The organism is uncultured Chryseobacterium sp. (assembly GCF_936933875.1).
Classification (GTDB): Bacteria; Bacteroidota; Bacteroidia; order Flavobacteriales; family Weeksellaceae; genus CAKZIK01.
This window is the reverse complement of sequence record NZ_CAKZIK010000013.1, coordinates 14,365-27,131: the sequence shown is the minus strand read 5'-3', so window position 1 is coordinate 27,131 and position 12,767 is coordinate 14,365. Positions and strand designations below refer to the sequence as shown.

The following is a 12,767-nucleotide window of genomic DNA, read 5'->3' as shown; positions in this document are numbered from 1 at the left end:
GATGCCATTGTCTTTGTAAAATCCAATGAAAGCGAAGTTCCGGAAATGTACATTCCCATTTACAACAAACAGCTCTACCCTTCTGAAATGCGTTTTAAATATCCGAAAGCGGGTGAAAAAAATTCTGTTGTTTCGGCTCAATTGTACCGTTTGGATTCCGGGAAAACGTCAGCTTTAAATCTTTCAGGATTTAAAAATTATTACATCCCGAATGTTATTCAAACTTCAAAAGCGGATGAAATCGTTTTAATTACTTCTGAAAGAACGCAAAATGCTTCTGATGTTCTGAAAGTGAATACTAAAACCGGAGTAGTTTCAAAATTATTTACTGAAACCGACCCAAAATGGGTGGATACAGATAATGTAACGATGGAATTTTTGGACGACGATTCGTTCCTTTGGGGTTCTGAAAGAGATGGAAACAGACATTTGTATTGGTACGACCAAAACGGAAAACTGAAAAAGCAGGTCACCAAAGGAAAATGGGAAGTAACTGATTATTACGGATTTAACCCGAAAACTAAAGAAGTTTACGTTCAGACAACCCAAAACGGCAGCATCAATAAAGTGGTTTCTAAAATCAACATCAACAGTGGAAAATCACAGTTGATTTCGAACCCAGAAGGAAACAATTCTGCAAATTTTTCTAAAAATTACGCTTATTTCATTGAGACTTCTTCTTCTGCTAAAAAACCTTACACCTATGTATTGAAAGACGGCAACGGAAAATCTGTGAAAGAACTTCAGAACAACGATGCTCAAAAAGCAAAATTGGAAACTGATGGCTTTATGACCAAAGAATTTTTCACCATTCCGAATGAAGCCGGAGACCAAATGAACGCTTGGATGATGAAGCCTAAAAACTTCGATCCTAATAAAAAATATCCATTGTTTATGTATCAATATTCCGGACCTGGTTCGCAAAGTGTTGCCAATTCCTGGGATACAGGAAACGGACTTTGGTTTGCACATTTGGTTCAGAAAGGATATATCGTAGCATGTGTTGATGGTCGTGGAACGGGTTACAAAGGATCAGCTTTCAAAAAAGTAACGTATATGAATCTTGGAAAATACGAAATAGAGGATCAAATAGCAGCTGCAAAATGGTTCGGAAAGCAATCATACATCGACGCATCCAGAATCGGAATTTTCGGTTGGAGTTTCGGTGGTTATATGGCAAGTTTGGCTTTAACCAAAGGCGCCGATGTCTTCAAAACCGGAATTGCAGTGGCTCCTGTAACGAACTGGAGATATTATGACACTGTTTATACGGAAAGATTTATGAGAACGCCGCAGGAAAATCCTTCAGGCTACGACGATAATTCTCCTACTACTTTTGCAAAACTGATGAAAGGTAATTTTCTTTTAATTCACGGTACTGCGGATGATAATGTACATTTCCAAAATTCTATGGAATTTTCTGAGGCTTTAATTCAGAACAAAAAACAGTTTGGGTTTATGGCTTATCCAGATAAAAACCACGGGATTTTTGGTGGAAACACAAGACCACAACTGTATCAGATGATGACGGATTTCATCCTCAAAAATTTATAGAAAATGCTGACTGCAGTTCATCCAAAATTACCGATGCGCAACAAAGAAATCACAAAAAATTTCTATGTTGAACAGTTAGGTTTTGAAATGATGGGAGGCGATTATCCTGATTATTTAATGCTGAAAAAAGATCAGATAGAAATACACTTCTTTCTTTTTCCTGATTTGAATATTGCAGAAAATTACGGGATGATCTACATTCGGGTTGAAGACATTGATGATTTTTATAATGGTTTAATCAGCAAGAACGTTCCCATTCATCCCAGCGGAAAACTGGAAACAAAGCCCTGGAATCAAAGAGAGTTATCCATTCTGGATCCCGATACTAATTTGCTGACTTTTGGAGCATCAGTTTAAATACAAATCCCTTTCGGACGAGAGGGATTTTTCATTTAATTAAAAAAGTTTATTTTTGAGGAATTCAGAATTTAAATTTATGGAAAAATCTACTGCGAAACACCCAAAAGGACTTCCCTACCTGTTTTTCACGGAAATGTGGGAGCGTTTCGGTTACTATCTTATTCTTGGGATTTTTGTATTATATCTTATTGAACCTCAAGGCGCAGAAGGCGGTTTAGGAATTGCCGATAAATCTGCAGACGATATTTTCGGGACTTATATTGCTTTAACTTATTTGACACCTTTTCTTGGTGGATTTTTGGCGGACAGAGTTTTAGGTTACATCAAATCCATTTATTTAGGTGGTGCTTTAATGGGAATTGGCTATATCGGAATGGGACTTTTCAAAGAGATGTCGCTGTTTTATAGTTCTTTGGCATTAATTATCATTGGAAACGGATTCTTCAAACCTACCATTTCTACCCTTTTAGGAAATCTATATGCTGAAGAACCTTACAAAGCCAATAAAGATGCTGGTTACAATATTTTCTACATGGGAATTAACATTGGAGCCTTTATCTGCAACATCATCGCTGCTTTTATGAGAAATAAATTCGGATGGGGCGAAGCGTTTATAACGGCCGGAGTTGGAATGTTTTTGGGCTTGATAATTTTCACGATTGGTTTGAAACATTACCGTCAAGCAGCCGAAATGAAACCTGTCCAAGAAGGCGACACGAAACTGTCGGAAATTTTGCTGAAAGTATTTTTACCGGCAATTATAGCAGGAGCAATCGGTTGGTTTATTCCTGGAAATATTTTCGGAAGCGATTCTACGGATGCGTTTATTTTTGCTACAATTCCTGTGATTTATTTCTACGTTTCTCTTTATTTCAAATCAAATGAAAAAGAAAAACCAGCAATTGGTGCTTTGCTTTCTATTTTCTTGATTTCCATGTTTTTCTGGGCAGTTTTCAAACAAAACGGAACAGCTTTAACACGTTGGGCAAATTATTATACGGACAGAAGCGTTCCTGCTTCAGCAGAAAAACCTTTGGAATCAATATATATGGCAGAAGGTTTGGAATATGCTGATTCCAAAGAACCTGTAACGGTTTACGATGACCAGTTCCGTGCGAAAAAAGATGAAGCCGGAGAACCTGTGAAAGAAATCGCGAAGAATGTTTATTTCAAAAATATTACACCGGAGAAAAAAGCAAGTTTGGAAGCAAGTTCCGATAAAAAAATATCACTCTATAACACCGAACTTTTCCAATCAATCAATCCGTTTTGGGTAATTGCTTTAACGCCTTTGGTGGTAGGATTTTGGACTATGCTGCGAAGAAAAGGAAAAGAACCATTAACGCCAACAAAAATAGTTTTAGGACTGTTTATTTCAGCGCTTTCATGTTTGGTAATGGTAGCCGCAGTTTATGCAGGAAATAACGGTGCAATGAAAGTTTCTCCGTGGTGGCTCGTTGCGAGTTACGGCGTTATTACCATTGGTGAATTGTGTCTTTCTCCGATGGGACTTTCCTTCGTTTCCAAAATTTCACCGGCGAGATTTACAGCCTTGATGTTTGGTGGATTTTTCCTTGCCAACTCAGTTGGAAACAAACTTTCGGGAATTTTGGCTTCAACGTGGTACGATTACGATAATAAAGCCAATTATTTCCTTGTGAATTTTGCACTCTTGGTTTTCGCTACTTTACTTGGTGTATTCATGCTGAAACGTTTGAACCGAATTATGAAAGAACAGGGACATTAAACAGTTTCGGGTTCTAATTTTAAAGTTTCAGGTTTGAACTTTTAAAATTTTACAAAATAACTACAAATCGCAGGGTTTTCCTGCGATTTTTTCGTTTGTTAACTTGTGCAAATATCAAAAAAAACTATATTTGTGAGTCTTAACAAAAATTTAACAATTAAAAAATATGGATACAGTACAAGCTAAATCTAGACATCCGAAAGGTCTTTGGGTCTTATTTGGTACAGAAATGTGGGAGCGTTTCAATTTCTATGGAATGCGTGCGTTGCTAACATTATTTATGGTAAATTCTCTATTGATAAAAGAAGCGGATGCTGCAATTATCTACGGCGGATTTTTAGCATTATGCTATTTGACGCCACTCTTAGGAGGTTTTATCGCTGATAAATATATTGGGAACAGAAACGCAATATTAATAGGAGGCTCAGTAATGGCTCTTGGTCAGTTCTTACTGTTTATAAGCGCATCCATTTTTCCGGATAGTTTATCAAATGCGAAATTAATCATGTGGTTAGCACTGTTCATCATCATATTTGGAAATGGATTTTTCAAACCGAATATTTCCTCAATGGTGGGAAGTCTATATCCTAAAGAGGAGAAATCCAAATTAGACTCTGCCTTCACTATTTTTTACATGGGTATTAACTTGGGAGCATTTCTTGGGCAATTTATATGTCCTTACCTTGGTGATGTGAAAGATGCAGCAACTGGAGCGAGAGATATATTTGCATTTAAATGGGGATTTTTGGCAGCATCAATTGCAATGATCATCGGTACGGTAACATTCTTTATCCTGAAAAATAAATATGTTGTAACTCCTGAAGGAAGACCTATTGGAGGTCTACCAAAAAACAATACAAGTGAAGATTTCGAAGAAGGTGAAACCCAAACTGCGAAATTTTCTGGTAAAGCTATAGGTATAGCGATCGGGCTGTTTGTAGCTTTATTCTTTGTGTTCAGGTATCTTTTGGTGGGAGAACTCGGATTTAGCTCTGTAGCAATGGGCCAACTTATAAAAGGCTTAATATATCCTTTCATTTACTCGGCAGGTATTTCACTGGCATTTTTAATTATGAGTTCTGCTGAAAATAAAGTTGAAAGACAAAGAATTTGGGTAATTTACATTGTTTCATTTTTTATCATATTCTTTTGGGCAGCTTTTGAACAGGCTGGTTCTTCTCTAACTTTTATTGCAGATAATCAGACGGACCGTAATATTTTCGGATGGAATATGCCACCATCAATGGTGCAGATTTTTAATGGTATTTTCGTAGTAGCTTTAGCATTACCTTTTAGTTTACTTTGGGATAAATTGAGAGCGAACGGAAAAGAACCTGTATCACCAATGAAACAAGCAATTGGTTTAGCATTAATAGCCTTAAGTTATTTTATTATTGCTCACAATGTGAAAGATTTGGGCAACTCAGGAATGCTCGCAATAAAATGGTTAATTTTATTATACTTAATTCAAACAATGGGGGAATTATGCCTGTCGCCTATTGGTTTATCGCTGGTAGGAAAGTTAGCACCAAAAAGATTTGCCTCTCTACTATATGGAGTTTTCTTTATCTCCAACGCTGCAGGCTACGCTTTGGCTGGTTCTCTAGGAGCTTTAATTCCTGCGACGGGTGACAAATTTATTAAAGCGGAAAAATTAGGAGTTAACCTGCAAGATGTTTTAGATAAAAAGACCACTTTAACAACAGAGCAAGTCGCTTTATTTGAAAAAGAGCAATTGCCAACAGCAAATACAAGTTTTGCCGGATTTGAAATTCATAACTTATATGAGTTTTTCATGGTGTTTGTAGTATTATGTGGTATCGCTGCAGTTATTTTAGCATTGCTTTCTCCAAGATTGAAAAAAATGATGAACGGTGTAAATTAAAATTAGCACAAAAAAACTTTAAAACCTCTGCAATGTCAGAGGTTTTCTTTATTTTCGTTAATCAAATTTTTATCAATGGATTTAACTCTCGAACAAATACAGGATTTTAAAGGTAAATATCCAAAGCAAATCTGGTCACTCTTCTTCTCCGAAATGTGGGAACGTTTCTGCTTCTACGGAATGCGAGGAATGCTGGTTTTCTTCATGATTTCTCAATTGAAATTCGGGGACGAACAGGCAAATTTACAGTATGGTGCAACGCAGGCTTTTGTTTATGCATTTACTTTTATTGGCGGTTTATTTGCCGATAAAATTTTAGGATTTAGAAAATCTTTGTTTTGGGGAGGTTTATTGATGATTGTCGGAAGCTTAATTCTCGCAATTGACCCTCACCAATTTTTCTTTTTAGGAATTGCTTTCACTGTTGTTGGAACCGGTTTTTTCAAACCGAACATTTCATCAATGGTAGGAAAATTATACAAACCGAACGATCACAGAACAGACGCCGGTTTTTCGTTGTTTTATGCTGGAATTAACTTGGGAGCACTTCTTGGTGGTTATCTTTGTATCGCAATAGGGAAAGGCGAAATGCTTTCTTCTATGATTCCGGAAGATAAAAGATGGAATGTTGCTTTCGGTTTAGCAGCCATTGTAATGGTAATTGCTTTAATAAATTTTGTTTTCACACAAAGAAGTTTGGGACCAATTGGTTTACAACCGCAAAAAGTTGCTGCAGACGGAACTGTTACTCCTATCGAAAAATGGAAGGAATATGGCGTTTATGTCTTGTCATTAATCTTCGTTCCATTGATTATGGTGATGGTTTCCCAAACCGAATACACCGACCTGTTTATGTACATCGTAGGTCCTGCAACACTACTCTATCTTTTCTATGAAATGACTAAAGTAACTGCGGCCGAAAGAAAAAAACTTTGGGCTGCTTTAGTTTTCATCATGTTCTCGATTATTTTCTGGGGAATTTACGAACAGAGCGGCGGTTCTTTAAGTATTTTCGCTGCAAATAATTTGAATAAAGATTTATTAGGACTAGACCCGAATGGTGTTAACAATTCCGGAGGTTCGTTCTTTATTATCTTTCTCGCTCCCGTGATTGGTTTATTATGGATTTGGTTGAATAAAAAGAAAATAGAGCCTAATACATTAATTAAATTCGGTTTAGGATTTATCTTCCTAGGATTAGGATATTATGTCCTTTTCGGAACTAAATTTTTCGCAAATGCTCAAGGTGTAACTTCACTAAATATTTTCACGATTGCTCTTCTTGTTATCACGTTGGGAGAACTCTGTCTTTCACCTATTGGACTTTCAATTATGACGAAACTTTCCACCGAAAAATTGCAGGGAATGATGATGGGGATGTGGTTTCTCGCTTCAGCTTACGGACAGTATGTTGCCGGATTAATTGGAGCAAATATGGCTAAAGCAAAAGAAGGCGCGTCGAATTATGATGCATTAATAACTTATACTGATGGTTACAAACAACTCGGAATTTACGCACTAATTGCTGGAGTGATACTGATGTTGATTAGTCCGTTCGTGAAGAAGCTAATGCAGGAGGTGAGATAAAAAAGTTGAAAGTAAATGCTCAATTGTGAATTGTGAATTTTAACTTTCGGCAAATTTAGCAATCCAAAACACGATGAAAAAAATTTCTCTACTATTATTAATGCTTCTTTTTTCGCTTGCGAATTCGCAGGTGAAATGGATGACGCTGGAACAGGCTATTGAAGCTCAGAAAACCAATCCCAAGAAAATAATGATAGATTTTTACGCAGATTGGTGTGGACCGTGTAAAATAATGGAAAAGAATACCTACAATCATCCCATAATTGCAAAATATTTAAATGATAATTACTATCCGGTAAAATTTAATGCTGAAGGAAAAGACACGGTAACTCTTTTCGGAAGAACTTTTTCAAATCCACAATTCACAGAAGGACAAAGAAGAAACCCTCTTCACGAATTCACGAAATTTATGAATGTAAATGCAGTTCCTACAGTTGTTTTTCTGGACGAAGAAACCATGCCGATTACCATTCTTCAAGGTGCTTTAACAGCCAAAGAATTGGAACCTTACATTCCTTTCATCGCCAATAATGAATATAAAAAGATTACGACTCGAGAACAGTGGGAAAATTATCAGAAAAAATTTAAATCAAATCTGGAGTAAATATAAACCTTCAATATTTTTGAAGGTTTTTTAATTTCGAAAAACTATATCTGTAGCGCGAGCGAAGCGAGCGTCAATAAAACGGTTAGTAATAAATTTTACTAAAAAATCTCACACTCCCCTTTCTTCAAAACTCAAAAAAAATCCCGATTTTCGTATTTTAAAATTCACCACTGACTTTAGACACTTCCATAGAATTTTTAAAAGGAATCGGTCCGGAAAGAGCCAAATTCATCAGAAATGTTTTGGGTTTTACGACTTTGGAAGATTTTCTCACCTTTTATCCGCTTCGCTATATTGATAAAAGTAAAATTCACAAAATCATCGATATTAAAGAAGAACCGGATGCAGAAATTCAGTTGAAAGGACGAATTACGGATGTTCAGGAAGTGGGTTATGGAAAAGGTCAGCAAAGATTAACGGCTAAATTTCGGGATGAAACCGGTACTTTAGATTTGGTGTGGTTTCGTTATTCCAAATGGATGAAAGAACAAATTCCGGTTAACCGTGAAGTTTTTATTTTTGGTAAACTGAATCTCTTCAACAACAGTTTTTCAATGCCGCATCCGGAAATTGAAACCGACGAAAAAAAAGCGCTTTCCGGAACTTTATTACCAATTTATCCCGGAAGCGAAAAACTTTCTAAACGGGGCATCAACAATAAGTTTTTCCAAAATATTATATATGAAATTTTGAAGAATTTGCCTCAAATGATTTCCGAAAATCTACCGGTTTCCATGATGAAAAGTCTGAAATTGATGGACAGAATTTCGGTTTTTTATAATATTCACTTTCCTAAAAATTTTGATTATTACGAGCATGCAAACCGACGACTGAAATTTGAGGAAGCCTTCTTTTTTCAACTCGGTTACGGTTTAAAAAAACAACATCAGAAAACTTCCGTCATAGGAAATCCGTTCCCAAATATTGGAGAAAATTTCAAGAATTTCTATGATGAAAAACTACCTTTTGAATTAACCAATGCTCAGAAAAGAGTGTTAAAAGAAATCCGCACCGACATGAAAAAACCGGTGCAAATGAACCGACTTTTGCAGGGCGATGTTGGAAGCGGAAAAACAATGGTTGCATTACTTTCCATGTTGATTGCGATGGATAACGGGTTCCAAAGTGTGATGATGGCGCCAACGGAAATTCTATCGCAGCAGCATTTCAATTCCATCAAAGAACTGCTGGAAGGAACTGATGTAAAAGTAAAATTACTGACGGGTTCCACGAAAAATTCCGAACGGAAAATCATTCATGAAGAGCTTTTGAATGGTGAACTTTCAATTTTGGTGGGCACACATGCAGTTTTGGAAGATATTGTTCAGTTTAAAAATCTAGGCCTCGTTATTATTGATGAACAGCACCGTTTCGGCGTTGCGCAACGGGCAAAATTGTGGGCAAAAAATAAAATTCCGCCACATATTTTGGTGATGACGGCAACACCAATTCCGAGAACATTGGCAATGAGCTATTACAGCGATTTGGATGTTTCTGTTATTGATGAAATGCCTGTCGGAAGAAAACCGATTATTACAGCGCACCGAAGAGAAAAGGATCGGCTTTCGGTTTTTAATTTTGCAAAAGAGGAAATTGAAAAAGGACGTCAAATCTATTTCGTTTATCCTTTAATTGAGGAAAGCGAAACTCTGGATTATAAAAATTTGATGGAGAATTTCGACCATATTGTTGAATTTTTCCCGCAATATAATGTTGCGATGCTTCACGGAAGAATGAAACCCGACGAAAAGGAAACCGCGATGAAATATTTTTCTTCGGGAAAAGCAGAAATTATGGTGGCTACAACGGTTATTGAGGTAGGCGTAAACGTTCCCAATGCTTCGGTGATGGTGATAGAAAGTGCGGAAAGATTTGGTCTTTCTCAACTGCATCAGCTTCGGGGACGAGTTGGACGGGGTGCGGAACAGAGCTACTGCATCTTGATGACGTCCGACAAACTTTCAAAAGAAAGCCGAACCCGAATTAAAACCATGACGGAAACTAACGATGGTTTCAAAATTTCGGAAGTAGATATGCAGCTTCGCGGTCCCGGTGATATTTTAGGAACGCAGCAAAGCGGAGTAATCGATTTCAAAAAACTGGATTTGGTGAATGACGGAAACATTGTGAAAGCCGCAAAAAATTCAGTGGAAAGGCTGCTGAAAAATGACCCGCATCTTCAGCATCAAGAAAATTTATCCCTGAAAAACTATTACATTAAACAGTACAAAGGAAAAAATAAGTGGGGAAGAATTTCGTGATTAATCTCCCGCAGATTACGCAGATTATTGGAATAGTTAAACATTTCGCACCTCTGGTGCTTCCCTTTAGTTGCGTTGTTGTTGCTACCCATATTCACCGCTCTGCGGCTTCAAATCCTCAAAACTTTTAGAATGCTAAAAACTTTGTTTATAATATTTTCTTACAAATAAAAAAACGCGGGAAAAATAAATTTTTCCCTCGTTTCCGATAATTTAAGTGTATAATGTGTATTCTATTTATTTCCGCCTCCTCTTGCAACTAGTGCGATAATAAGGATTAGAACTAAAGCTCCGATAACCCAAACTAATGGATTACTCATCCAATCTCCACTTGCAACTGCATCTGCAGGCTTGTCAACATCTACGTCAACTTTAAGATCCGGTGCTTTTTCCTGTGCGTAAGCTAAAACTCCAAAAAATAGTGCAAATGCCGCAACCATGAAGTTCTCTAATTTTTTTGTAATGCTAAATTTCATAATTTCTTTATTTTAAATAATTGTTTTCGTTTACTTGTGCATATCTTGGTAATCTTTTACAAGCTTATAAACAAATATTGTTGTAGCCAACAGAAAAACAAAATGGATAGTACTGCCCAGATCAAAAACCATATAACCTACAAACCAAATTGCTAACAGAAACGCCGACAGCAGATATAAATTCAGGTTCATCTTCTCATTAATCAATTTGGTAGCAAATTTCATCATTTACCTCATTTTTTAAGTTATAATATTATTTAACCCTTTTATAGAGTTCCCATTTTTTCTTGTGGATTGATAATTATCTTAAAGAACGACTGCTCTTACTAAATTTTGAGAATTTCAGCAATCCATTTTGTTTTCGTAGTTATTTGTCTGAATCTTACATTACAAAGATGCATCAGTTCACATTACAGATTATTACAGAATTACACTCTTATTTTATAGAATTAATAAAAAAATCCTTCTTTCGAAGGATTTGAAATAATTTATGTAATTGATTTTATGCCCTAATTGGAAGATAAACGGTAAACTTGGAGCCTTTGTTTGGAAAACCTTCTGCGAAGATATAACCACCATGATTCTCTACAATTCTTTTACAAACAGCCAAACCAATTCCGGTTCCGGCATATTCGCTTTTATTGTGAAGACGGTTAAATACCACAAAAATTTTCTCTGCAAACTCCTGTTCAAAACCAATACCGTTATCTGTGATGGTAAATTTATAAAACTCTCCCATTGCGTTCTGAGGAATATTTTCATCCTTTTCTGCCCGTACTCTTTCGCTGGTGATGCGAATTTCAGGGACCACATCCTCTTTGCTGTATTTAAGAGAATTATTAACAAGATTAGTGAACATTTGCTGAATCTGAAACGGAATAATATTCATCACCGGAAGTTTGTCCACTTTTACCATGGCATCTTTTTCAGCGATTACATGTTGAAGTTCTTCTAAAGAATGATCCATTAAAGTATTAAGGTCTGCCTTTTCAAATACTTTTTCAGCACGTGTTGTTCTGGAGAACTGAAGCAAATCTTCAATCAGAACGCGCATTCTTCCGGCAGCACTTTTCATTCGGTCCAGATACATTTTCCCCGATTCGGAGAGTGTTTCGCCGTCTTTATCATTCAGCCTTGAAATGAAGGTTTCAATTTTTCGGAGTGGTTCCTGCAGATCATGACTCGCCACATAATTGAAAGCCAGCAAATCTTTATTGGCTGCTTCCAAAATCCTGTTTTGTTCCTCCAGTGTTTTTTTGGAACCAATCTTGTCCGTAACATCCGTGGTAATTCCGAGCAGAATTTTTTCTCCTTCTTTGTTAACAATGGTTTTTCCCGAAGCTTCAAAATAACGCATTACACCATCTTTTCTGAAAATTCTGTAGGTAAAAGAAACGTGACTTTTTTCTGTGAAGAACTTTTGCGACTGTTCATGAACATACTCCAAATCATCAGGATGTACGTGTTTCACAAAATCGTCGTATGTAGCTACAAATTCCTGTGGTCTATAGCCTAAAAGCCTGTACTCGTTGTCGGAAAAAGTATAAGAATCTGTTTTGTAATCTAAAGTCCAAATTCCGAAATTCCCTACCATTTCAGCAAGTTTGGAAGAATTGAGCGATAATTGAAGAGATCTGTTGCTGTTTCGCTGCTCTTTTACATCTTTAAAAATTTTGTAGAAAGCGAAACTCAAAAGTCCCAGTGCAAAAAGGGCAATAAGATAGATAAATAAGGGTGTCGTCTTTTGATTAGTGCCAAATTCATCTTTCCTTTGCTCCATCAAAACTCTTTCAATATCAACCATTTCCTCAATTTTATCACTGATGCTTGCCATGATATTTTTACCGGCCAAAAGATTAAGCTTAAGCTGATCTGTATCTTGCGTGGTAATATTTTCGGAAAATGCCTGTCCAATGATTTTATATTTATACTGAATCATTTTACCCAGCATATTGGCATTTTCGATTTGTTCCGGGTTATCGCGAATTAATTTTCTAAGCTTTACAAGGCTTTCGTTGATTTTGTCTTTCCTGTCGCTTACTTCGTAAATAATACTCGGATCATGGGTGAGGATATAATTTCTCTTTTGGGTTTCAATATCCTTCATCTGGGAATACAGCGTTTCCAGCGTCAAAGAAACTTCGTAGGAGTGAATTACTTTGCCTGTACTATCCGACAACTTCTCGAGGTGTTTATAGGTAAGACCCATCAAAAAGAAGATTAATGCTGTTGCTACAACAAAAATCAGGATCAGAAAGAAGGAAGATTTATCGTAAATCCAGCGCTTCAT

The 12,767-nt window shown here is 36.5% G+C and carries 10 protein-coding genes; 7 read left to right on the top strand and 3 right to left on the bottom strand.

Annotated elements, in window-relative coordinates; genetic code table 11:
• The 7 genes from Q0252_RS01595 to recG form a co-directional block, all read left to right on the top strand.
• A partial coding sequence (locus Q0252_RS01595; protein WP_297982948.1) for a prolyl oligopeptidase family serine peptidase occupies positions 1–1,554 on the top strand: 1,554 nt, incomplete at its 5' end.
• 3 nt (positions 1,555–1,557) lie between these two features.
• Entirely contained in the window at positions 1,558–1,911 is a 354-nt protein-coding gene (locus Q0252_RS01590; protein WP_297982945.1) for a VOC family protein, read from the top strand.
• Between the two features lie 79 nt (positions 1,912–1,990).
• A complete protein-coding gene (locus Q0252_RS01585) occupies positions 1,991–3,661 on the top strand; it encodes a peptide MFS transporter (RefSeq protein WP_297982943.1) in 1,671 nt (556 codons plus the stop codon).
• Positions 3,662–3,827: 166 nt separating this feature from the next.
• Positions 3,828–5,546 (top strand): peptide MFS transporter, encoded by a 1,719-nt coding sequence (locus tag Q0252_RS01580; RefSeq protein WP_297982941.1) that lies wholly within the window; start codon positions 3,828–3,830, stop codon positions 5,544–5,546.
• A 75-nt stretch (positions 5,547–5,621) separates the two neighbouring features.
• Positions 5,622–7,133, top strand: coding sequence for a peptide MFS transporter (locus Q0252_RS01575; RefSeq protein WP_297982938.1), 1,512 nt, complete (start codon positions 5,622–5,624; stop codon positions 7,131–7,133).
• 73 nt (positions 7,134–7,206) lie between these two features.
• A complete protein-coding gene (locus Q0252_RS01570) occupies positions 7,207–7,737 on the top strand; it encodes a thioredoxin fold domain-containing protein (protein ID WP_297982937.1) in 531 nt (176 codons plus the stop codon).
• 173 nt (positions 7,738–7,910) lie between these two features.
• Complete coding sequence (gene recG, locus Q0252_RS01565) at positions 7,911–10,001, top strand: ATP-dependent DNA helicase RecG (RefSeq protein WP_297982952.1); 2,091 nt, start codon at positions 7,911–7,913, stop codon at positions 9,999–10,001.
• A 233-nt stretch (positions 10,002–10,234) separates the two neighbouring features.
• Here the strand turns inward: recG and Q0252_RS01560 are convergent, their stop codons facing one another.
• The 3 genes from Q0252_RS01560 to Q0252_RS01550 all read right to left on the bottom strand — a co-directional run bounded on the left by Q0252_RS01560 (position 10,235) and on the right by Q0252_RS01550 (position 12,767).
• Positions 10,235–10,477, bottom strand: coding sequence for a hypothetical protein (locus tag Q0252_RS01560; RefSeq protein ID WP_297982935.1), 243 nt, complete (start codon positions 10,475–10,477; stop codon positions 10,235–10,237).
• Positions 10,478–10,507: 30 nt separating this feature from the next.
• A complete protein-coding gene (locus tag Q0252_RS01555) occupies positions 10,508–10,705 on the bottom strand; it encodes a DUF5670 family protein (RefSeq protein WP_297982933.1) in 198 nt (65 codons plus the stop codon).
• A gap of 274 nt (positions 10,706–10,979) precedes the next feature.
• Complete coding sequence (locus Q0252_RS01550; protein WP_297982931.1) at positions 10,980–12,767, bottom strand: ATP-binding protein; 1,788 nt, start codon at positions 12,765–12,767, stop codon at positions 10,980–10,982.

Excerpts from the sequence above, each read along its gene's own strand:
- Q0252_RS01550 (WP_297982931.1), bottom strand. The coding sequence starts at position 12,767 with ATGAAGCGCTGGATTTACGATAAATCTTCCTTCTTTCTGATCCTGATT.
- Q0252_RS01590 (WP_297982945.1), top strand. The coding sequence starts at position 1,558 with ATGCTGACTGCAGTTCATCCAAAATTACCGATGCGCAACAAAGAAATC.
- Q0252_RS01570 (WP_297982937.1), top strand. The coding sequence starts at position 7,207 with ATGAAAAAAATTTCTCTACTATTATTAATGCTTCTTTTTTCGCTTGCG.
- Q0252_RS01575 (WP_297982938.1), top strand. The coding sequence starts at position 5,622 with ATGGATTTAACTCTCGAACAAATACAGGATTTTAAAGGTAAATATCCA.
- Q0252_RS01580 (WP_297982941.1), top strand. The coding sequence starts at position 3,828 with ATGGATACAGTACAAGCTAAATCTAGACATCCGAAAGGTCTTTGGGTC.
- Q0252_RS01585 (WP_297982943.1), top strand. The coding sequence starts at position 1,991 with ATGGAAAAATCTACTGCGAAACACCCAAAAGGACTTCCCTACCTGTTT.
- Q0252_RS01555 (WP_297982933.1), bottom strand. The coding sequence starts at position 10,705 with ATGATGAAATTTGCTACCAAATTGATTAATGAGAAGATGAACCTGAAT.
- Q0252_RS01560 (WP_297982935.1), bottom strand. The coding sequence starts at position 10,477 with ATGAAATTTAGCATTACAAAAAAATTAGAGAACTTCATGGTTGCGGCA.